Annotated in this window: 21 protein-coding genes; 13 read left to right on the top strand and 8 right to left on the bottom strand. The window is 64.3% G+C overall.

Annotated features, from left to right (window positions below; genetic code table 11):
- Positions 1-8 precede the first annotated feature (8 nt).
- The 3 genes from AC3WQS_RS17730 to AC3WQS_RS17720 form a co-directional block, all read right to left on the bottom strand.
- Positions 9-986, bottom strand: coding sequence for a carbohydrate kinase family protein (locus AC3WQS_RS17730; RefSeq protein ID WP_003941700.1), 978 nt, complete (start codon positions 984-986; stop codon positions 9-11).
- Positions 987-1182: 196 nt separating this feature from the next.
- Entirely contained in the window at positions 1183-1533 is a 351-nt protein-coding gene (locus AC3WQS_RS17725; protein ID WP_007730053.1) for a HesB/IscA family protein, read from the bottom strand.
- A 149-nt stretch (positions 1534-1682) separates the two neighbouring features.
- Positions 1683-2750: a glycerate kinase family protein gene (locus tag AC3WQS_RS17720; protein ID WP_047887996.1), complete on the bottom strand. Its 1068-nt coding sequence runs from the start codon at positions 2748-2750 to the stop codon at positions 1683-1685.
- Between the two features lie 134 nt (positions 2751-2884).
- On the opposite strand from AC3WQS_RS17720, the gene AC3WQS_RS17715 reads away from it, so the two are divergent.
- The 6 genes from AC3WQS_RS17715 to AC3WQS_RS17690 all read left to right on the top strand — a co-directional run bounded on the left by AC3WQS_RS17715 (position 2885) and on the right by AC3WQS_RS17690 (position 8000).
- On the top strand, positions 2885-3541 hold the full coding sequence (locus AC3WQS_RS17715) for a DUF3043 domain-containing protein (protein ID WP_007730051.1): 657 nt from the start codon (positions 2885-2887) through the stop codon (positions 3539-3541).
- A 2-nt stretch (positions 3542-3543) separates the two neighbouring features.
- Positions 3544-4131 (top strand): bifunctional adenosylcobinamide kinase/adenosylcobinamide-phosphate guanylyltransferase, encoded by a 588-nt coding sequence (cobU, locus tag AC3WQS_RS17710; RefSeq protein ID WP_020969887.1) that lies wholly within the window; start codon positions 3544-3546, stop codon positions 4129-4131.
- A gap of 23 nt (positions 4132-4154) precedes the next feature.
- Positions 4155-5300 carry a nicotinate-nucleotide--dimethylbenzimidazole phosphoribosyltransferase gene (gene cobT, locus AC3WQS_RS17705; RefSeq protein ID WP_264614586.1) on the top strand — a complete coding sequence of 382 codons (1146 nt, stop codon included), beginning with the start codon at positions 4155-4157 and terminating at the stop codon, positions 5298-5300.
- A gap of 2 nt (positions 5301-5302) precedes the next feature.
- Positions 5303-6070 carry an adenosylcobinamide-GDP ribazoletransferase gene (locus tag AC3WQS_RS17700; RefSeq protein ID WP_020908111.1) on the top strand — a complete coding sequence of 256 codons (768 nt, stop codon included), beginning with the start codon at positions 5303-5305 and terminating at the stop codon, positions 6068-6070.
- 9 nt (positions 6071-6079) lie between these two features.
- Positions 6080-7054 (top strand): GlxA family transcriptional regulator, encoded by a 975-nt coding sequence (locus AC3WQS_RS17695; RefSeq protein WP_492711462.1) that lies wholly within the window; start codon positions 6080-6082, stop codon positions 7052-7054.
- Between the two features lie 124 nt (positions 7055-7178).
- Entirely contained in the window at positions 7179-8000 is an 822-nt protein-coding gene (locus AC3WQS_RS17690) for a dienelactone hydrolase family protein (protein ID WP_492711464.1), read from the top strand.
- Here the strand turns inward: AC3WQS_RS17690 and AC3WQS_RS17685 are convergent.
- Together AC3WQS_RS17685 and gcvT are read right to left on the bottom strand one after the other, a co-directional pair.
- Positions 7994-9097 (bottom strand): branched-chain amino acid aminotransferase, encoded by a 1104-nt coding sequence (locus tag AC3WQS_RS17685; protein ID WP_003941766.1) that lies wholly within the window; start codon positions 9095-9097, stop codon positions 7994-7996. The two genes, AC3WQS_RS17690 and AC3WQS_RS17685, sit on opposite strands and share 7 nt — an antisense overlap.
- Positions 9098-9129: 32 nt before the next feature.
- Positions 9130-10230, bottom strand: a complete 1101-nt coding sequence (gcvT, locus tag AC3WQS_RS17680) for a glycine cleavage system aminomethyltransferase GcvT (RefSeq protein ID WP_003941726.1) — start codon at positions 10228-10230, stop codon at positions 9130-9132.
- 158 nt (positions 10231-10388) lie between these two features.
- On the opposite strand from gcvT, the gene AC3WQS_RS17675 reads away from it, so the two are divergent.
- Positions 10389-11906: a leucyl aminopeptidase gene (locus tag AC3WQS_RS17675; protein ID WP_020908114.1), complete on the top strand. Its 1518-nt coding sequence runs from the start codon at positions 10389-10391 to the stop codon at positions 11904-11906.
- A gap of 55 nt (positions 11907-11961) precedes the next feature.
- Here AC3WQS_RS17675 and AC3WQS_RS17670 read toward each other — a convergent pair whose 3' ends face one another.
- Positions 11962-12312, bottom strand: coding sequence for a hypothetical protein (locus tag AC3WQS_RS17670; RefSeq protein WP_003941713.1), 351 nt, complete (start codon positions 12310-12312; stop codon positions 11962-11964).
- A gap of 364 nt (positions 12313-12676) precedes the next feature.
- On the opposite strand from AC3WQS_RS17670, the gene sucB reads away from it, so the two are divergent.
- From sucB to AC3WQS_RS17645, 5 genes are all read left to right on the top strand, one after another.
- A complete protein-coding gene (gene sucB / locus AC3WQS_RS17665) occupies positions 12677-14440 on the top strand; it encodes a 2-oxoglutarate dehydrogenase, E2 component, dihydrolipoamide succinyltransferase (RefSeq protein ID WP_492711467.1) in 1764 nt (587 codons plus the stop codon).
- Positions 14441-14560: 120 nt separating this feature from the next.
- Positions 14561-15448 (top strand): TIGR01777 family oxidoreductase, encoded by an 888-nt coding sequence (locus AC3WQS_RS17660; RefSeq protein WP_020908116.1) that lies wholly within the window; start codon positions 14561-14563, stop codon positions 15446-15448.
- Positions 15449-15477: 29 nt separating this feature from the next.
- Positions 15478-16239 carry a lipoyl(octanoyl) transferase LipB gene (lipB, locus tag AC3WQS_RS17655; protein WP_020969894.1) on the top strand — a complete coding sequence of 254 codons (762 nt, stop codon included), beginning with the start codon at positions 15478-15480 and terminating at the stop codon, positions 16237-16239.
- A 51-nt stretch (positions 16240-16290) separates the two neighbouring features.
- Positions 16291-17301, top strand: a complete 1011-nt coding sequence (gene lipA, locus AC3WQS_RS17650; RefSeq protein WP_003941610.1) for a lipoyl synthase — start codon at positions 16291-16293, stop codon at positions 17299-17301.
- A gap of 76 nt (positions 17302-17377) precedes the next feature.
- Positions 17378-18133 (top strand): DUF4191 domain-containing protein, encoded by a 756-nt coding sequence (locus AC3WQS_RS17645; protein WP_003941625.1) that lies wholly within the window; start codon positions 17378-17380, stop codon positions 18131-18133.
- Between the two features lie 71 nt (positions 18134-18204).
- Here AC3WQS_RS17645 and AC3WQS_RS17640 read toward each other — a convergent pair whose 3' ends face one another.
- Positions 18205-18678: an RDD family protein gene (locus AC3WQS_RS17640; RefSeq protein WP_019748923.1), complete on the bottom strand. Its 474-nt coding sequence runs from the start codon at positions 18676-18678 to the stop codon at positions 18205-18207.
- A 213-nt stretch (positions 18679-18891) separates the two neighbouring features.
- Between AC3WQS_RS17640 and glnA the strand changes: the two genes are divergently transcribed.
- A complete protein-coding gene (gene glnA / locus AC3WQS_RS17635) occupies positions 18892-20328 on the top strand; it encodes a type I glutamate--ammonia ligase (RefSeq protein ID WP_003941609.1) in 1437 nt (478 codons plus the stop codon).
- A 144-nt stretch (positions 20329-20472) separates the two neighbouring features.
- On the opposite strand, the gene AC3WQS_RS17630 is transcribed toward glnA, so the two are convergent.
- On the bottom strand, positions 20473-21090 hold the full coding sequence (locus AC3WQS_RS17630; RefSeq protein WP_080910093.1) for a YdeI/OmpD-associated family protein: 618 nt from the start codon (positions 21088-21090) through the stop codon (positions 20473-20475).
- Positions 21091-21198: the final 108 nt, after the last annotated feature.

Raw genomic sequence — 21198 nt, 5'->3', positions numbered from 1 at the left:
GCGGAGTCCTACTTCGGCAGGATCGTCGCGATCTCGTCCGCTGCCGCACTTCCGTAAGCGTCGGTAAGGCGCTTGAGAGCCTCGTCGCGATTGAACACCCACTCCTGCGTTCCCACGGTCTCGAGGATCAGCACAGCGACCAAAGATCCCAGCTGTGCGGCGCGCTCGAAGCTCAGGCCAGCGCCGTGTGCGAGCAGGAACCCGGCGCGGAAACCGTCGCCAACGCCCGTCGGATCCACCTTGCCGGTCTCGGGCACTACGTCGACGCGCACCCAATTACCTTCGGCGTCAACAATTTCCACACCCTTGGAGCCGAGGGTGGTGACACGGATGCCGACCTGCGCGCGGATCTCTTCCTCGCTCAGACCAGTCTTCTGCTGAAGCAGACCCCACTCGTACTCGTTGGTGAACAAGTACTTCGCACCGTGGATGAGCGCCTTGGCCTCGTCACCGGACAGGCGAGCAAGCTGCTGCGACGGATCCGCTGCGAACGGGATTCCGAGCAGACGGCATTCGTCGGTATGGCGAACCATGGCCTCGGGGTCGTTGGCGCCGATCAGCACCAGTTCGACTGCGCCCGCAGTCTTGGCCACTGCCGCGAGTTCGATCTCGCGGGCCTCGCTCATCGCACCGGGGTAGAACGACGCGATCTGCGCCATGTCCTCGTCGGTGGTGCACACGAAACGCGCCGTATGTGCCTTGTCCGAGATACGGACCGCACTGCAGTCGACGCCGTTGTCCTCGAGCCACGTGCGGTACTCGGCGAAGTCGGCACCGACTGCGCCGACGAGTAGCGGGGACCCACCGAGCACGCCCATGGCGTAAGCGATGTTGCCGCCGACACCACCGCGGCGAATCACGAGATCGTCCACCAGGAAACTCAGCGAAACGTGGGCGAGCTGATCGGCGAGGAGCTGATCGGCGAAGCGGCCGGGGAAGCGCATCAAGTGGTCGGTGGCGATGGAACCGGTTACCGCAATAGTCACGGATCGTGGCCTTTCAGCGAAGTGAGTACAAGAATGAAAGTGGAGCAAAAGTTCACGTTACCGCCCGTAGCGCCGGTATCGGCGCCCGAGCCGTGAGATCGGAACCGTCTGGAGGCGAGTCACCACAAACAACTGACGCGAAACCGAATGTCGGTTCCGCGTCAGTTGTTTGTGAATTGAGTTGTGATCGACAGACTCAGTTGAACGAGTCACCGCAGGCGCAGGAGCCTGTTGCATTGGGGTTGTCGATCGAGAAGCCCTGCTGCTCGATGGTGTCGAGGAAGTCGATGGACGCACCTTCGACGTACGGCGCGCTCATCCGGTCGACAACCAGGTTGACGCCGTTGAAGTCGACGGTGAGGTCACCGTCGAGCGTGCGGTCGTCGAAGAACAGCTGGTACTTCAGTCCGGCACAGCCGCCGGGCTGCACTGCGATACGCAGCGCGAGGTCGTCGCGACCCTCCTGATCGAAGAGTGCCTTCGCCTTGGCGGATGCGGCCTCGGTCATCTTGACGCCGTGGGTGGCGGTCTCGTTCTGCACAGTCATGGGCTCTCCCTAATGTTCGTACCAACCCGTGAACGCTTCAACGGTACGCCGCTGCCGACTTATTCCCGCCAGTCCTTACCGGGTGCGATTCGTCTTCATCCTATCCGGTCTTCCCGACACGGCAACGGCGCGTCGACGCTTGTGGATCCTCAGCTCCGGGCGCCGCGCCAGATGTTCCACTCCCGTGCCGTGTGTTCGGCGAGTCCCTCGAGACACGCCGACGCTTCCTCCATCGCACGTTCCACCGACCCGGCGAACTCCGTCACCGATTTTGTCGCGACTATCGAGGTGGACGCAAAGTCCGCCGCGTCGAGCGTCACCTGACCGGCAAAGACGAGCGTCGGAACTCCGTGCGCCGCCCCGGCCGAAGCAAGCGTCGTGACGAGTTTGCCGCGCAGAGATTGGTGGTCGAACTTGCCTTCACCCGTGATCACCAGGTCAGCGGAAGCCAATAGCGCCGCCTGGCCGGTGCGATCGGCAACGACGTCGGCCCCCGATCGCCGCTGTGCACCGAGGGCGAACAGCGCAGCACCGATACCACCCGCGGCGCCGGCACCCGGAAAATCCGACACTCGTTTTCCGGTGGCGGACTCCAACTGTTCGGCCCATCTCGCGTTTCTCGCTTCGAGGACAGCTACGGCATCGGCGTCGGCGCCCTTTTGCGGGCCGAACACCGCGGCCGCACCGTGCTCGCCGAGAAGTACGTGTTCGACGTCGGTGGCCGCGACCAACGCAATGCCCGCCGTAGCCGCCCTTGCAGCCTCCAAGCCGCCCAGCGCCTCCACCAGCCCACGTCCCCCGTCGGTGCAGCAACTCCCACCGAGTCCGACGACAATCGTCTTCACGCCTGCCTCGAGCGCGACAGCGATCAGTTCTCCGACACCGCGACTGTGCGCGGCGAGTGCGCTGTCCCGTGTCGGCGGACCTCCGAGCAGACCGAGCCCGACAGCCTCGGCGGACTCGAGGTACGCCGTGTCCGAATCCAACAGCCACGCGGCGTCGACGCCCGCGGTCAGTGGCCCGGGCACCCGTGCGGTCCGGATGTCGCCCCCAGCCGTGGCCAAGACGTCGACGAAACCCGGCCCACCGTCGGATTGTGGCGCGGTGACGACGTCGTCTTCGGGTCGGCCACGTCGCCAACCGGCAGAAATGGACTCAGCCGCCTCGACGGCCGTCAACGTCTCACCAAACGAATCTGGAGCAACTATTACCCGCATAGCCGAAGTCTAAGAGTCCCGAATGACCCCGATGTTTCACGATCTCGCGCGTTTCAGTGCCTCGGGCGATCGGGTTTTTCAGAAAGACCGAGGTCGGTTTCCCAGACCGTGCACTTATCCAATAGCCTGGAGGTGTGAAATTGCTACGCCGCGGTGACTCAGACAACTCCGACAAACGTGACGTCGAGGGCACTGAGGCATCCTCGGCCTCCGAAGAGGCGCCCATCGAGCAGGTGGGCAAGGGCCGCCCCACACCCAAGCGTCGTGACGCCGAGGCGAAGAGGCGTGGCCCCGTTGCCCCTGCCCCGCTGACCGCGAAGGAAGCCCGCGCCCGCCGTAAGGCGACCCGCGGCTCCAAGGAGGACCGCAAGGCCGAAGCCGCCGAGCGTCGCGCATCGTCGGCAGACCGCCGCGCCCGCATGCTCGCCGGCGAGGACAAGTACCTGCTCCCCCGCGACAAGGGACCGGTTCGCGCCTACGTCCGTGATTTCATCGACGCTCGCCGCAACCTCGTCGGGCTGTTCATGCCGCTCGCATTGATCCTCATCATGACGATGTTCGTCACGCCTGCGCTCCAGCAGATCGTCACGCTGGCAATGCTCGTGATGATGCTCTTCATGGTCGGTGAAGGCATCTGGCTCGGTCGCATGATCAACAACCGCGTCGCCGAGCGCTTCCCCGACAGCACCGACGGCGGATTCAAGCTCGGCTGGTACGCGTTCGTTCGCGCGTCGCAGATCCGTAAGCTGCGCGCACCGAAGCCTCGTGTGGGGCCGGGCGACGCAATCTGAGCGTGACGAACACGTATAGAACTTTGGTCCTCGGCGGCGCGCGGTCTGGTAAGTCCGCGCACGCCGAGGATTTGGTTTGTGCAGGCCACTTACCCGAAAGTTCGGCACCGATCCGGTACCTGGCGACAGCCAGACGTGATGTCTCCGACGCAGACTGGGAAAGCCGGATCGACCAGCACCGCAACAGACGGCCTTCCCATTGGTCGACTGTCGAAACCGCAGCTGCCGGTGACCTCGCGGCGCAACTCGAAAGCGATTCACACACAGCGACGTTGGTCGACGATCTGGGAACGTGGCTGACCACGGAACTCGATCGGCAAGGCGCCTGGGACGCTCCGCGCGGCACCGTCACTCCCGCTGCGGACAGCCTGGTCGCCAGTGTCGAGAACTATCGCGGACACCTGGTGCTGGTAAGCCCCGAAGTGGGTTTGGCCGTCATCCCCGAGACACGGTCGGGACGACTGTTCCGCGACGAGATCGGCACTCTCAACGCTCGTATCGCCGCGGTGTGCGATCGTGTCGTACTAGTGGTTGCAGGGTTACCGCTCATCTTGAAAGATACTGCTGCACAACCGGAAGGCACGATGTGAGTACCGAGGCCAATCCAGGGGCCATTTCAGGGGCGAATCCAGATGCCAACCCTGACGTCGCGCCAGTCAGTAGCGCCGACTTCGAACCCGTCACCCCGCCCGACCGCGAGGTGCGTGCGCAGGCCGATGCGCGTCAGCGTGATCTGACCAAGCCGGCAGGTTCGCTGGGCCGACTGGAGACTCTCGCCGACTGGGCATCAGCCTGCCAAGGAGTTTGTCCCCCACACGCTTTCGCTCGGCCTCGCGTCGTCGTCTTCGCGGGTGATCACGGAATCGCCCGCAACGGCGTCTCCGCCTATCCGCCGGAAGTGACCGCACAGATGGTCGCCAACTTCCTCGGGGGCGGCGCGGCAGTCAACGTCCTCGCCGAGGTTGCCGGCGCCACGGTACGCGTCGTCGACATCGCAGTGGACGGCGATACCGATCCGTCCGTCTCGAACCACAAGGTGCGCAGGTCTTCCGGGTCCATCGACCGCGAAGACGCCATGTCGAACGAGGAAACCCTTCAGGCCATCGCCGCCGGCCGAGCGATCGCGGACGAGGAAATCGACGGGGGCGCAGATCTTCTCATCGCCGGCGACATGGGCATCGGCAACACGACGCCCGCAACCGTACTCATCGCAGCCCTGACGGATAGTGAACCCGTCGCGGTCGTGGGTCGAGGTACCGGTATCGACGACGCCGGGTGGATCCGCAAGACCGCAGCGATTCGCGACGCTCTCCGTCGCGCCCGTCCGCACGTTCGCGACACAGTCGCGCTGCTGCGCACGTCTTCGGGTGCCGACCTCGCCGCGATGGCCGGCTTTCTGGCCCAGGCAGCTTCGCGTCGTACGCCGGTGATCCTCGACGGCGTAGTGGTCACCGCAGCCGCCATGGTTGCCGACGAACTGGCTTTCGGCGCACGTGAATGGTGGGTCGCCGGACACCGCTCCACCGAACCCGCCCACACCATCGCATTGACCCGAATGGGTCTCGACCCGATCGTCGAGTTCGACATGCGTCTCGGCGAAGGTTCAGGTGCAGTCACAGCGCTCCCGATTCTTCAGGGCGCAGTGGCAATCCTGGGCAAGATGGCGACATTCTCCGAAGCCGGTGTCAGCACTCAGGGCAGCGCACCTGCCGACGAACCGGAGTCGATCGACCTGACCAAGACCGATACGGCGGAGTGAGCATGGCGGGCCCGCTGTCCGGAGTGCCTCTGGCCTTCTCGTGGCTGACGGTCCTTCCGGTTCGTGGTCCCTCCGACATCGACCGAACTGCCGGTCGTCGCGCCATCGCGGCAGCTCCGCTCACCGGGATCGCACTCGGCATTGCCGCGACGTTTCTGCTCTGGGGCACAACCAGTATCGGCCTGAATCCCTATCTCGCAGGCTTGCTGACGGTCGGTGCGCTCGCTCTCGCGACACGCGGGATGCACGTGGACGGACTGGCAGACTCCGTCGACGGACTGGGTTGTTACGGTCCACCGGAGCGCGCCCGCGAGGTCATGCACAGCGGCGGTGCCGGACCGTTCGGGGTCGCGGCACTGTTCATCTTCCTTGGGCTGCAATCGGTCTCCTTCGGCGTCCTCGCTGTTGCCGACTCCCCCACGCAGTGGATCGCCGTTCTCGTATCTGTCGCTGCGGGTCGTGTGGCCGTCGTTTTTGCCTGCCGCCGAGGTATTCTCGCGTCGAGCCCGAGCGGATTCGGTGCGCTCGTCGCCGATTCACAACCGCTCTGGGCCGCAATCGTATGGTCGGTTCCGCTGATCGCCACTTCCGCCTTTGCCACCGACCGGTGGTGGCTCGGCCCTCTCGTGACCGCGTCGGCGCTGGTGATCAGTGTGCTGTGCGTGCGTCACTGCGTCCGTAGATTCGGCGGACTCAACGGAGACGTTCTCGGATTCGCGCTCGAACTCACTGTGACGCTGACGGCCGTCGGCCTCACTCTCGGACTGTGATCCGACGTCGTGCGAGTAGGTGTTCTTGCGTACGAAGGTTGCCTGGCGGCCGAGATCTTCGTTTTCACCGACCTTCTCCTGATCGCGAATCGGGTCGCTGATGGAGCGCCCGCCGACCCCTTCGAGGTATCGGTCATCGCAGCGTCCGGCACGCCCGTAGTTGCGGCAGGTGGATTTTCGCTCGGCGTGCAGGAGGGGTATCACGACATCGATCACCTGGTTGTGCCGGGGTTCGACCTCGTGCCGTCCGAAGACCCTACGACGCGTTTGTCGCTGTGGGACAGAGAAATCGAGTTGATCCGTGCGTGCGAGGCGCGCGGCGTTCGGGTGTCGTCGGTCTGCGTCGGCGCGTATCTGCTGGGCGAGGCGGGACTGCTCGACGGACGCCGATGTACGACGTCGTGGCTGTACGGTGCGGACCTCGCGAGTCGTTACCCCGGTGCGACGGTTCGAACCGACTCGTTGATCGTCCAGGACGACGGCGTCACCACCACTGCGGCGTTCACTGCCGCGCTCGACCTCGCAACAGCACTCGTGCGCGAGCATCTCGGCGACAAGATTGCGCGAACGACTGCAAGAATTACTCTGGCGCCCGAAAACCGAACCAGTCAATCTCCCTACATCGTCGACTCGATGCTGCCCGGCAAACACACACAGTTCGCCGACGACGTCGGAAGTTGGTTGGTCGAACGGATGGCGGAGCCTTACGACTTGGATCTGCTGTCGGATGCATTTCACCTCAGCACCCGAACCATGCTTCGGAAGTTCAAGGACGAGACCGGGGAATCGCCGCGCAGTTATCTGCAGCGTGCACGGATCCGAAAAGCGAAACGGTTGTTGGAATCGACCGACTGGTCTCTCGGAAAGATCCTGGGGCACATCGGCTATCAGGATCCTGGAACCTTCCGTCGCCTGTTCACCGACCGCGTCGGCATCAGCCCGGCCGACTACCGAAAGCGATTCCGCAACGGCGGCACCGGATAAGGCGTGTGGCGAGCCAGCCCGAAAACGTGGCGAACCGCCCTCTTCTGTAGTTGATCCCGCGCCGAAAGACTGTGCGGAGGAATTGTTTCGACTACTGAGAGGGCTCACCGTGCCGAACCGGAACATGACCGAAGACGATCCGCTCGAAGACTTCGACCGTCGAACGATCACCATCGGCGCAGTGGCGAAGTCCGTGTACGTGGCCGGCACCGGTCCCGCAGTAATCGTCATGCCGGAGATGCCGGGCATCAGCCCGCATGTAGCGCGATTCGCCCGCTGGGTGCGCGACGCCGGTTTCACTGTCTTCGTTCCGTCACTGTTCGGGCGCGCCGGAGCGGTCCCCACAGTGGACGAGGGGCTGACGGTGTTCAAGAGAGCCTGCGTCAGTGCGGAGTTCCGCGCCCTCGCTGTCGACGAACCGAGTCCGGCGGTCCGTTGGCTGCGTGCACTCGCCGCTTCGGCGCACGAGGAGTGCGGCGGTCCTGGCGTTGGCGTGATCGGGATGTGCTTCACCGGCAACTTCGCGTTGTCGATGATGCTCGAACCCTCGGTCATCGCGCCGGTTCTCGCCCAACCGTCGTTACCGCTCGACCGACCGGACGAAACCGACAGCGGGCCAGAAGAACTCGAAGCCGTGCGCTCGAGACTCGAAGCCGACGACCTCACGGTGCTTGCATACCGCTTTCAAGGTGACCCGTTCTGCCGCGCACAGCGATTCGCGGCCTACTCGAAGGCCATGGGCGAGCGCTTCGTCGGGAAGGTACTGCCCGACGAAGCGGCCAACGCGACAACGTCACCGTTCTTCGAACACGTCATTGCCAATCCACACAGCGTGGTGACGGCTCATCTCGTCGACGAGGCGGGATCGCCCACCACCGTCGCTCGAGACGAGATTCTGCAGTTCTTCCGCGAGCGGTTGCTCGCGGAACGAACCAGCGATCAGTGAAGCTTGGTCATCCAGCCGTGGGTGTCGGCGAAGGTGCCGCGCTGAATGCCCGTGAGGGTGTCGCGCAGTGCCATCGTCACTTCACCCGGCTCGCCGTCGGCGATGGTGAACTCGCCCTCGGCGGACTTGACACGTCCGACGGGGGTGATGACTGCTGCTGTGCCGCAAGCGAAGACCTCGGTGATTTCACCGCTCTTGCACTTGGTGCGCCATTCGTCGGTGCTGATCTTGCGCTCCTCGACGGCGAAACCGGAATCGGCGGCAAGGGCGAGCAGCGAGTTGCGCGTGATGCCTGGCAGCAACGAACCGGACAGCGACGGCGTCACGAGGCGAGCGTCGGGGCCGGAGCCGAAGACGAAGAACAGGTTCATTCCACCCATTTCCTCGACGTACGTGCGCTCGATGGCGTCGAGCCAGACCACCTGGTCGCAACCCTCGTCGGCGGCTTGCGCCTGGGCGAGGAGCGAAGCGGCGTAGTTGCCGGCGAACTTGGCCGCGCCGGTACCGCCGGGGGCCGCGCGAACGTATTCGGTGGACAGCCACACACTGACCGGCTTGACGCCGCGCGGGAAGTACGCACCGGCGGGTGAGGCGATCAGCAGGTAGCGGTACTCGTCGGCGGGACGGACACCGAGTCCGGCTTCGGTGGAGAACATGAACGGACGGAGGTAGAGCGCGTCCTCGCCACCGGCTGCGGGAACCCAGTCGAGATCGACGTCGATCAGTTCGGTGATGGAATCGATGAACATCTGCGACGGGAGCTCCGGCATGGCCAGACGGCGCGCAGATGCTGCGAAACGCTCGGCGTTGGCCTCGACGCGGAACGAGCTGATCTCGCCACCCGGCTGACGGTATGCCTTGAGGCCCTCGAAGATGGCCTGTCCGTAATGCAAAACCATTGCGGCCGGATCGAGCTCGATGTTTCCGTACGGCAACACCTGGGCGTCGTGCCAGCCCTTGCCCGCGGTGTAGTCGATCGAGACCATGTGGTCGGTGAAGTGCCGCCCGAAGCCGGGCGCCGCCAAAATGTCACGGCGCTCGGCGTCGGACTTCGGGGACGAGCTCTGAACACGAACGAAATCGGCGGCACCTGTCATGGGCGCAATCCTATCGAACGTGAAAAAGCTCTCTACTTGGTGTTGGTCTCCACGAACGGAGGAGACACCACGACGCACCGAAGAGCACGACCACGGACGTCGACTTCGATCTCGTCGCCGGCCGAGACATTGGCACCGGAATCGAGGAGCGCCAACGCAATTCCCACTTTGAGCGAAGGCGAAAACGTCCCCGAGGTGGTCTCGCCGATTGCCTCGCCGTCACGCAGAACACCGAGGCCGGCACGAAGCACGCCGCGATCGAGAGCCTTGATCCCCCAGAGTTTGCGAGCCGGGCCGGCAGCCTTCTCGTCGGTCAAGGTCTCTTTGCCCCAGAATGTCGGCTTCTTCCAACCGATCGCCCATCCGCAGCGCGCTTCGAGCGGAGAAATCTCGAGCGAAAGCTCATGCCCGTGCAGCGGATAACCCATCTCGGTACGAAGAGTGTCACGAGCGCCGAGTCCGGCGGCCTGCCCACCCTCGGCGCGCACTGCCTCGAGAAGCGCACGGAACAACGGCTCGCTGTCCTCCCACCGCGGCAGGAGTTCGTAGCCGACCTCACCGGTGTAACCGCTGCGGCACACACGAACAGGCACGCCGTTCCATTCCGCATCTTCGTACGCCATGTACTCGATCTCGGTGGGAAGTCCCAGCGCCGTCAGAACCGCCACCGATTTCGGACCCTGCACAGCCAGCACACCGTAGGCGCGATGCTGATCCTCGACGGTGATTCCGTCCGGTGCGAGGGCGACCAGAGCCGCAACGACGTCCGCGGTATTGGCCGCGTTCGGGACGAGGAAGATCTCGTCGTCGCTGACGTAGTACGCGATGAGGTCGTCGATGACACCACCGGACTCGTTGCAGCACAACGTGTACTGAGCCTTACCCGGCCCGATCTTGTTCAGATCGTTGGTCAGTGCGGAGTTCACGAATTCTGCGGCGCCCGCGCCACGCACGACGGCCTTGCCGAGGTGACTGACGTCGAAGAGTCCGACATTCTCACGCACAGAGGTGTGTTCGGCCACGACGCCAGCGTACGAAACCGGCATCTGCCATCCCCCGAACGGCGCGAACGTCGCGCCGAGTTCGACGTGGACGGGGTGGATCGGGCCCTGCAACAGTTGTTCGTCGGTCATGGCCCACAACCTATCGGACTTCGCCGATCGAAACATGTCCGCAGCGAGAGCTCACCCGGCCGTGACGATCGCCCGTCCGCAAACGGCAAAGGGCCTAACATCGAGTCAGGCATCCGCCAGAACCGGACGCATCGCACACTCACCTCACAGGAGACACCTTGAGCACTCGCACAGCCCGATCGTTGGGACCCGACCTCGTTCTCGCCGGCACAGTCGCCAAGCGCGCAGAGATATTGGTCGTCGGTCTGACGTCGGGTCCGGACGGCCCCGAGATCGCACTCAGCGAAGGCATCGTCGCCGAAGACGTGCTCGCCGAGATCCTCGACAGCCTCATCGCCGTCGGCGCCACCGGCAAGCCCGAGCAGCTCACCCGCGTCCCGGCACCGAGCGCGCTGTCGGTCACCAGCGTCCTCGCCGTCGGACTCGGCTCCGCCGACAAGCTCGACAGTGAGCAGATCCGCAAGTCCGCGGGCGCTGCAGCTCGCTCGCTGTCCGGCATCGACACCGTCGCAACCACGCTCTCGATCCTCGATCTCGGCGCAGCCGCCGAGGGATTTGCGTTGGGCGCGTACAGCTTCACCGAATTCAAGTCGTCCATGACGGCTCCCGGTCCTGATTCGCAGCCACTGGCCCGCGTCGAACTTCTGGTGCCCTCGCCGCGCACCAAGGAGACCAAGGCAACGCTGGCACGGTCGGCAGCGATCGCCGAGGCCGTCGCCACCGCACGCGAGTTCGTCAACACTCCCCCGAGCCACCTCTACCCCGCCGAGTTCGCCGCGCGCGCCAAGGCACTGGGCGTCGAGGCCGGGCTCACCGTCCAGGTGCTCGACGAGAAGGCACTCGAGAAGGGTGGCTACGGCGGAATCATCGGCGTCGGCAAGGGCTCGTCACGCCAGCCTCGTCTCGTCCGCCTCGAATACGCGTCGAAGAAGCGTGGAGCCCGCAAGGTCGCACTGGTGGGCAAGGGCATCACCTTCGACACCGGCGGAATCTCCATCAAACCCGCCGCCGGGATGGAGAACATGACCTCGGACATGGGCGGCGCCGCAGCCGTCATCTCCACCGTCGTGCTTGCCGCCAAGCTCGGTCTGCCCGTCAACGTCGTCGCATACGTTCCGATGGCCGAGAACATGCCGTCCGCGACCGCCCAACGTCCCGGCGACGTGCTGACCCAGTACGGCGGAATCACCATCGAGGTCGTCAACACCGACGCCGAGGGCCGTTTGATCCTGGCCGACGCGATGGTTCGCGCGGGTGAGGACAACCCCGACTACATGATCGACACCGCAACCCTCACCGGTGCGCAGATGGTGGCGCTCGGCAACCGCACCCCCGGCGTCATGGGCACGGACGAGTTCCGTGACCGCGTCGCCTCCATCTCGCAGAGCGTCGGCGAGAACGGTTGGGCCATGCCGCTGCCCGAGGAACTGCGCGGAGATCTCGACTCCAAGGTCGCCGACATGGCCAATGTCACCCCGCACCGCTGGGGCGGCATGCTGGTCGCCGCTCACTACCTCAAGGAATTCGTTCCCGAGGGTGTCCAGTGGGCGCACATCGACGTCGCAGGTCCCGCGTACAACACGTCAGGGCCGTGGGGTTACACCGGCAAGGGCGGCACCGGCGTTCCGGTTCGCACGATGATCTCGGTCCTGGAGGACATCGCGGTCAACGGCTGACCACTTGCTGTGCGCCTTTATTAACCGCGGGAGGTTAATAAAGGCGCACAGCAGTTCAGGCGCCGTCGCGCAATTCCTGCTCTCGGGCCCGCTTGCGTTCGATTCGCTTACGCTCGTCGTGATCGCGCATACGCTGCGGATATCCCGTTTTTCGGACGTCGTAGACCGGAATCTTCAGGTCTTGTCCCAATTTGCGGGCACCACGTTCGCCGCCGACACGACGACGAGTCCACTCCCCGTCCTTCGCGACGAGGACAACGGTCACCTCGGTCACCGTCGTCTGCGGTTCCACATATGCCTCGACGCCTTCGTGCGAGTGCGCCCAATTCGCCAGATGATCCGCATCACTCTGCGCTGCGGCCTGAGCCGCACTCGGCGGACGCTTGAAACGATCGAACAGTCCCACGGTCGTACCCTCCTCGGTACCGACGCCGCGGATGCACCCCGGCGATATGTCAAGTTTGCCAGGCGATGTCCGTTGTGCCTGCGCACGACATACCGTTTGGTCCGCTTACGACGTTACAGCCGGACCCCCAACGCATACCTACTCGCCAGTAGCCGACACACCCGAAACGGACGGCATCCCCCTCATCGGACACGCCCGGCGTATCAATGGAAAGATGAACGACGGTGACGCCGCGCCCGCGCGTCGACATCGGCAAAATAGCTACAAGTAGCCGCACGTCGCGCGCCACTCGAGCACAATGCATTACGACCACAAGTCGACAAAATTCAACAACCCGAACACAACTGTCGAGGAGTCAAAAGACATGGCCTTCTCCGTCCAGATGCCAGCCCTAGGTGAGAGCGTCACCGAGGGAACTGTCACACGGTGGCTCAAGCAGGAAGGAGACACGGTCGAAGTCGACGAACCCTTGCTCGAAGTCTCCACGGACAAGGTCGACACCGAGATTCCGTCTCCCGTCGCCGGCGTCCTGACCAAGATCGTCGCGCAGGAAGACGACACCGTGGAAATCGGTGGCGAGCTCGCCCAGATCGGTGAAGCCGGCGAAGCCGCAGCACCTGCGGCAGAGGCACCCGCCCCCGCCGCAGAGGAAGCTCCCGCCGAGGAAGCCCCGGCTGCCGAGGAACCCGCCGAAGAAACTCCCGCTGCCGAGGCACCCGCTGCTTCCGGCGGTTCCGCTGAAGGCACCGCCGTGACGATGCCCGCCCTCGGCGAGTCCGTCACCGAAGGCACCGTCACCCGCTGGCTCAAGGCCGTCGGCGACGAGGTTGCCGTCGACGAGGCGCTGCTCGAAGTCTCGACCGACAAGGTCGACACCGAAATCCCGTCCCCCGTCGCCGGAATCCTGCTCGAGATCAATGCGCAGGAAGACGACACCGTCGAGATCGGTGGCCAGCTGGCCGTCGTCGGATCCGGCGCACCCGCCGCGGCTTCGGCACCCAAGGCCGCTCCCGCAGCACCGGCCGCTCCGCCGGCACCCAAGGCTGAAGCACCCAAGGCTGAAGCACCGAAGGCCGAAGCACCCAAGGCCGAGGCACCCAAGCCTGCTGCCGCACCAGCCGCACCCGCTCCGAAGCCTGCTGCAGCTCCCGCACCGGCGGCCGCACCCGCAGCTTCCGGCGACAGCAGCCCGTACGTCACCCCGCTCGTGCGCAAGCTCGCCACGGACAACGGCGTCGACCTCGCGACCGTCACCGGCACCGGCGTCGGCGGCCGCATCCGCAAGCAGGATGTGCTCGCCGCTGCGGAGGCCAAGAAGGCTCCCGCCGCCGCTGCTCCTGCTGCAGCACCCGCGGCCGCACCGGCCGCCACCGCAGCCGCAGGCGTCCGACCGGAACTGGCACACCTGCGCGGAACCACGCAGAAGGCCAACCGTATTCGGCAGATCACGGCCACCAAGACGCGTGAGTCGCTGCAGAACACCGCTCAGCTCACGCAGACCTTCGAGGTGGATGTCACCAAGATCGTCGCCCTGCGGGCCCGCGCCAAGGCCGGCTTCATCGAGCGCGAAGGCGTCAACCTGACGTTCCTTCCGTTCTTCGCCAAGGCAGTCGTCGAGGCGCTGAAGTCGCACCCGAACATCAACGCCAGCTACGACGAGGCTGCCAAGCAGATCACCTACTACGACGCTGAGCACCTCGGCATCGCAGTGGACACCGATCAGGGCTTGCTCTCCCCCGTCATCCACAACGCCGGCGATCTCGGCCTTGCCGGTTTGGCTCGCGCCATCGCCGACATCGCGAAGCGTGCACGCTCGGGTGGCCTGAAGCCGGACGAGCTCTCGGGTGGAACCTTCACCATCACCAACATCGGCAGCCAGGGCGCGCTGTTCGACACCCCGATCCTGGTACCGCCGCAGGCGGCCATGCTCGGAACCGGCGCGATCGTCAAGCGCCCGATGGTGGTCACCGACGAGAACGGCAACGAGTCCATCGGCGTTCGCTCGATGATCTACTTGCCGCTGACCTACGATCACCGTCTGGTCGACGGCGCCGACGCCGGCCGATTCCTCACCACTGTGAAGCAGCGGTTGGAAGAAGCCTCGTTCGAAGCTGATCTGGGCCTGTAAGCAACTGCTCGGCCGGCCGGGGCGTCATCTCCATCAGGAGGTGGCGCCCCGGCTTTTTCAGTACGGTCGGATATACACGGTCGGATATCGAAGCAGGCTGAATCGAAGGAGGCTTTCCGAATGCGAGTAGTCATCGCCGGCTCGTCCGGTTTGATCGGAACGGCCTTGGTGTCATCGTTGCGCTCCGACAACCACGACGTCGTACGTCTCGTGCGACGCTCGACCGCTGGACCCGACGAATCGCGTTGGGACCCGGACCAGGACCGCCTGGACCTCTCCGTCCTGCAAGGCGCTGACGCCGTCGTGAACCTCTGCGGCGTCGGCATCGGCGACAAACGGTGGTCGGGTTCCTACAAGCAGGCGATCCGTGACAGCCGCATCGTCGCGACCGATGTCCTGGCCGAAGCTGTCGCAAGTCAGAAGGTTCCCGTACTCGCCAACGCGAGCGCCGTCGGCTACTACGGTGACACCGGCGACAAGATCGTCGACGAGGATTCGCCGGCAGGCACCGACTTTCTCGCCACGACGTGTCGCGATTGGGAAATTGCCACCGAGCCCGCACGCAAGGCGGGAGCCCGCGTGGTCAATCTGCGCTCGGGCGTCGTGATTTCACCCCACGGCGGCATGCTCGGTCGGCTTCGGCGCCTTTATTCGTTCGGTCTCGGTGGGCGACTGGGCAACGGTCGCCAGTACTTTCCGTGGATCTCACTCGAGGACGAGTGCGACGCGATCAAGTTCGCGCTCACGAATTCCGAACTCTCCGGTCCCGTCAACCTGACCGGTCCGGCCCCTGTCACCAACGCCCAGTTCAATGACGCTATGTCCCGCGCGGTCCACCGACCTGCTCCCTGGATCGTTCCCGGGTTCGCACTTGAAGCGTTGATCGGAGAATTCGCCAAGAGCGGCATCCTCGGTGGCCAGCGCGCCATTCCCGCGGCCTTGGAAAAGGCGGGATTCTCCTTCCGCCACAACACGATCGGCGAAGCGCTGGCGGCCGCACTCGGATGATTCCGAAGTCGGGCGTAATCTCTACGTCCATGAGCAGCGCTGACGTTTCCGCCCGGTTCTCGAAACTGCCGATCGCCGTCGAGCAACTCGGTTTGATCGACTACAACGCCGCGTGGGACCGTCAGCGTGAGCTCGCGGCAGCGCGGGCAGACGACATCGGACCGGACACGCTACTGCTCCTCGAACACCCGCCGGTGTACACGGCAGGACGACGCACGGAACCCGAAGACCGTCCCGTCGACGGCACACCTGTCATCGACGTCGACCGCGGCGGGAAGATCACCTGGCACGGCCCCGGCCAGCTGGTCGGATATCCGATCGTGAAACTGGCCGAGCCCATCGACGTGGTGCGATATGTCCGACGTATCGAGGAAGCACTGATCACGGTGTGCACGGACCTCGGCCTGAACTGCGGGCGCATCGACGGCCGCTCCGGCGTCTGGCTGCCCGCCGAACTCGCAAACGGGCAATGGAAGCCCGAGCGCAAGGTTTCTGCCATCGGCGTGCGCGTCCAACGGGGCGTGGCACTGCACGGCTTCTCCCTGAACTGCAATTCGGTCCTGACCGGATTCGACAACATCATCCCCTGCGGCATCCGTGACGCCGGGGTGACGACGCTGTCGGATGAACTCGGTCGCGACGTCACCGTGGACGAAGTCACTCCCGCTGTGACCGAGGCAGTGATCGCTGCTCTCGACGGAACCATGCCCGTCACCGAACGGAACGTCGAGCGCGTCACCTTCGAAAGCGCCTCGCCTACTCCGACTTTTACTACTGTTCAGTACAGCTGACGGGCTCGCCCGAACCCCGTTGCAGTAATCACCGGGCGTAGGATCACTGTCGTGACTATCGCCCCAGAAGGACGTAAGCTGCTCCGTCTCGAGATCCGAAACGCGGAGACGCCCATCGAACGCAAACCCAACTGGATCAAGACCCGCGCAAAGATGGGCCCCGAGTACACGGAGCTCAAGGGCCTGGTCAAGCGTGAAGGTTTGCACACCGTCTGCGAGGAAGCAGGCTGCCCCAACATCTACGAGTGCTGGGAAGACCGCGAAGCCACGTTCCTGATCGGCGGCGAGCAGTGCACACGCCGCTGCGACTTCTGCCAGATCGACACCGGCAAGCCCGAGGCCCTCGACCGCGACGAGCCCCGTCGCGTCGCGGAAAGCGTTCAGGCCATGGGGCTTCGGTACTCCACGATCACCGGCGTCGCCCGCGACGACCTCCCCGACGGCGGCGCCTGGCTCTACGCCGAGACCGTCCGCAAGATCCACGAACTCAACCCGGGCACCGGCGTCGAGAACCTGGTTCCGGACTTCAACGGCAAGCCGGAACTGCTCGACGAGGTCTTCGCCTCACGCCCCGAGGTACTCGCACACAACCTCGAGACCGTCCCCCGCATCTTCAAGCGGATCCGTCCGGCATTCCGGTACCAGCGCAGCCTCGACGTCATCACCGCAGCACGCGACTACGGACTGGTCACCAAGTCCAACCTGATCCTCGGTATGGGCGAAACCCCTGAAGAGGTCACCGAGGCGATGGCGGATCTCCACGCCGCCGGTTGCGACATCCTCACCATCACCCAGTACTTGCGCCCCTCGCCCCGGCACCACCCCGTCGAGCGGTGGGTCAAGCCCGAGGAGTTCGTCGCACACTCCAAGGCTGCAGAAGAGATGGGCTTCGCCGGCGTCATGGCCGGTCCGTTGGTTCGCTCGTCATACCGCGCCGGCCGCCTGTATGCGCAGGCCATGGCACATCACGGCCGTGAACTTCCCGAGGCGCAGCGTCATCTGACCGAGGGCGGAGACGCTTCCCAGGAAGCCAGCTCACTCATGGCGCGCCTGAATCGCTGATCCACTTTTTGCTGTGCGCCTTTATTAACCGCGGGCGGTTAGTAAAGGCGCACAGCAATGGACGTATCCTGGGTACATGGCGAACGGCAGCAAATCCGGTAAGGGCAAACCCACCAAAGAGGCAAAGGCTGCAGCGAAGGCTGCCCGCAAGCAGGCTTCCAAGGAACGTAGAACTCAGCTCTGGCAGGCATTCCAGATGCAGCGCAAGGACGACAAGCTCCTCCTGCCGCTGATGATCGGCACCCTCGTCGGTGCTGCTCTGGTCTTCTTCCTGGTCGGTCTCATCTGGGGCCTTCAGTGGTTCCTGCTGCCGATCGGCATCGTTCTCGGTCTCCTCGGCGCCTTCATCATCTTCGGTCGCCGCGTCCAGAAATCGGTGTACAAGAAGGCTGAAGGCCAGGCCGGTGCCGCTGCGTGGGCGCTCGACAACATGCAGGGCGCGTGGCGCGTCACGAATGCCGTCGCCGGCACCACCCAGCTCGATGCCGTTCACCGCGTCGTCGGACGGCCGGGTGTCATCCTCGTCGCCGAGGGTTCGCCGCAACGCGTCAAGGGCCTCCTCGCGCAGGAGAAGAAGAAGACTGCCCGCCTCATCGGCGACACCCCGATCTACGACATCATCATCGGCAACGACGAGGGCCAGGTTCCGCTCTCGCAGCTCCAGCGCTACTTGAACAAGTTGCCCCGCAACATCGACACCAAGCGCATGGACAACATCGAAGGGCGCCTCGCTGCGCTCAGCGCACGCGGCGGCGGAGCAGCGCTTCCCAAGGGCCCGATGCCCGGAGGCGCGAAGATGAAGGGAATGCAGCGAACCATTCGTCGTCGCTGACACTCCCCCACAGCAAAACGAAAGACCCGGGCCCATACGGACCCGGGTCTTTCTTCGCTCGAGAAGTTTTGTCAGCGCGACTTCACGAGCAAAGTGCCGGTCGCGCGGTCCTGCATACCGCGACCGTCGATGTCGGTGATGGTCGCGGGAATGACGAACACCAGCAGCGCCTGGCGCCCCAACGCGCGCACGAAGCCCACTCGGATCGGGCCTTCGATTCGCGCAACCTGAAGTCCGAGGACGAACTGCCCCGGGGTGAAGTTGAACAGAGCCACGGTGACGACACCGACGGCGAACCACACCATCAGTGTGACAGTCGAGGTCATACCGTCGAAGAAGTCTCCGGTGATGAGCGAGGCCACTCCCACGGCCATGACCCAATCCACCAACAGTGCGGCGATACGACGGCCCGAACCGACCAGCGAACCCGGCCCCTCCTGAGGGAAACCGAGGAACTCGCCACGGTACGACTGCTCACGGCCGTCCGTGCTCTTCGGCAAAGCTGCTTGCGGCCCAGAGAGCCAAGTTCCGGTGATACGTGCCATGCTGTCCAGGATAGGCGTCGCAGCACCGTAGTCCAGATTTGCCGGGTTTTAACTGTGTGGCCGGTCACATGGACTTCGGAAATCCCCAGGATGCTGCGACGCGTAACACTGCCGAAACAAAGGGTTGACGAGCGGGCAACACCAGCTCCCTACCGTCTGCCTCGACGGATTCAACCGACATCACTTGGCTGAAGCGACTTAAGGAGCACAAGCGTGGCGTTCACCACGGCCGAAGAGGTCATCAAGTACATCGCGGACGAGAACATCGAGTACGTCGACATTCGGTTCAGCGACCTGCCCGGCGTCCAGCAGCACTTCTCGATCCCGGCGTCTGCTTTCAACCAGGACGTGTTCGAGGACGGCCTCGCATTCGACGGATCTTCGGTCCGCGGATTCCAGTCGATCCACGAGTCCGACATGATGTTGCTTCCCGACGTCACCACGGCGCAGATCGACCCCTTCCGCAAGGCGAAGACCCTCAACATCAACTTCTTCGTGCACGACCCGTTCACCCGTGAGTCCTACAGCCGCGACCCGCGCAACGTTGCCCGCAAGGCCGAGGAGTACTTGGTCAGCACCGGCATCGCGGACACCGCATTCTTCGGCGCCGAGGCCGAGTTCTACATCTTCGACTCGGTTCGCTACGACTCCGGCATGAACTCCGCTTTCTACGAACTGGATTCCATCTCCGGTTCCTGGAACACCGGCGCAGAGACCAACGCCGACGGCTCCCCGAACCTCGGCTACAAGGTTCGCGCCAAGGGTGGCTACTTCCCCGTCGCTCCGTACGACCACTACGTGGACCTGCGCGACGAAATCTCCACCAACCTGACCAACGCGGGCTTCGAGCTCGAGCGCGGCCACCACGAAGTCGGCACCGGCGGACAGCAGGAGATCAACTACAAGTTCAACACGCTGCTCGCAGCTGCTGACGACCTGCAGTTGTTCAAGTACATCGTCAAGAACACCTGCTGGCAGCACGGCAAGTCCGCGACCTTCATGCCGAAGCCGCTCTTCGGTGACAACGGCTCGGGCATGCACGTCCACCAGTCCCTGTGGAAGGACGGCAAGCCCCTCTTCCACGACGAGTCCGGCTACGCAGGCCTCTCGGACATGGCTCGCCACTACATCGGCGGCATCCTGCACCACGCTCCGTCGCTGTTGGCCTTCACCAACCCGACGATCAACTCGTACCACCGTCTGGTGCCGGGCTACGAAGCCCCCATCAACCTCGTGTACAGCCAGCGCAACCGCTCGGCAGCTGTCCGTATCCCGATCACGGGCAACAACCCGAAGGCAAAGCGTCTCGAGTTCCGCGCACCCGACTCCTCGGGTAACCCGTACCTCAACTTCGCTGCACAGATGATGGCCGGCCTGGACGGCATCAAGAACAAGATCGAGCCGATGGCTCCGGTCGACAAGGACCTCTACGAGCTTCCCCCGGAGGAGGCTCGCAACATCCCGCAGGCTCCGACCAGCCTCGAGACGGTCATCAACCGCCTCGAAGCCGATCACGAGTACCTGACCGAGGGTGGCGTCTTCACCACCGACCTGATCGAGACCTGGATCTCGCTCAAGCGCGAGCAGGAAATCGCTCCGGTCAACCTGCGTCCGCACCCGTACGAGTTCGAGCTCTACTACGACGTGTGATCCGCATCCTGACGTAAGTCAGACCTGCGAGTACCGAGTCCACCCGTCCCGCTTCTGCGGGGCGGGTGGACTTGTTTCGGTCCGAGGGAAACCCCTCGGACAGATGATGACCGGCCTTCATTCCGGACGCGGTCGAATCGCGGATCAGCCGCGAGCACGTTCGCCGATGGCCGCATTGTTGACGATATGGGCGATTCGACCTGCCCGTGTTGCGTCTCGAGCGGCACAGACTATCCACCACAGCATCTGTTTGCGGGCGCTGGGCGGAAAACTGTCCCAGTTGCTTCGCGCTTGCGGGTCCAGGTCCAGCGCCGCCTGCAAGTCAGATGGTTCCTCGAGGTCTTCGACTTGGTCGAGAATCGTCCACCAACCAGTGGATTTCGCGGCAGCAATTGCACCGCGACCAGCAGCGGTCATAAGGCCACGCGCTTCCATATCAGCTGCGCGTTCGCGGTTGAGACGGGTCCAGGAACTCTTGCGTCTACGAGGCGTGAACAGTTGCAAATTGCGCTCTTCGTCGAGGATGGTGTTGGTGGAATCGATCCAACCAAAGCAGATGGCTTCCTCAACGGCCTGAGGGTAGGGGCAGCGTGGTCGGCTGGTGGTGGTGCGCCAGGAGCACAACCACACACCTCGGCCTGACGTGTGATTGTCCGTCAGCCAAGTTCGCCACTGTTCCCGAGTCTCGGCGTGGATGATCGGGTAGTCGAACTTCCACGTCGGGGGGTGGATGGAAGCCGGCGATGATTTCGAATTGGTCACTTACTCTCCAAGCTCACAGGGGAACGGATACGTGTCTCGATAGACGAGAAGCCTGCGCGGGGAACACGTCCCCGCGGCAACCTGGACATGAATGGTTCTGTCGCACAA

It is taken from the genome of Rhodococcus sp. FW305-130 (assembly GCF_058788335.1).
Note: the sequence above shows the minus strand (reverse complement) of the source record. Positions and strands in the feature narration are given on the sequence as shown.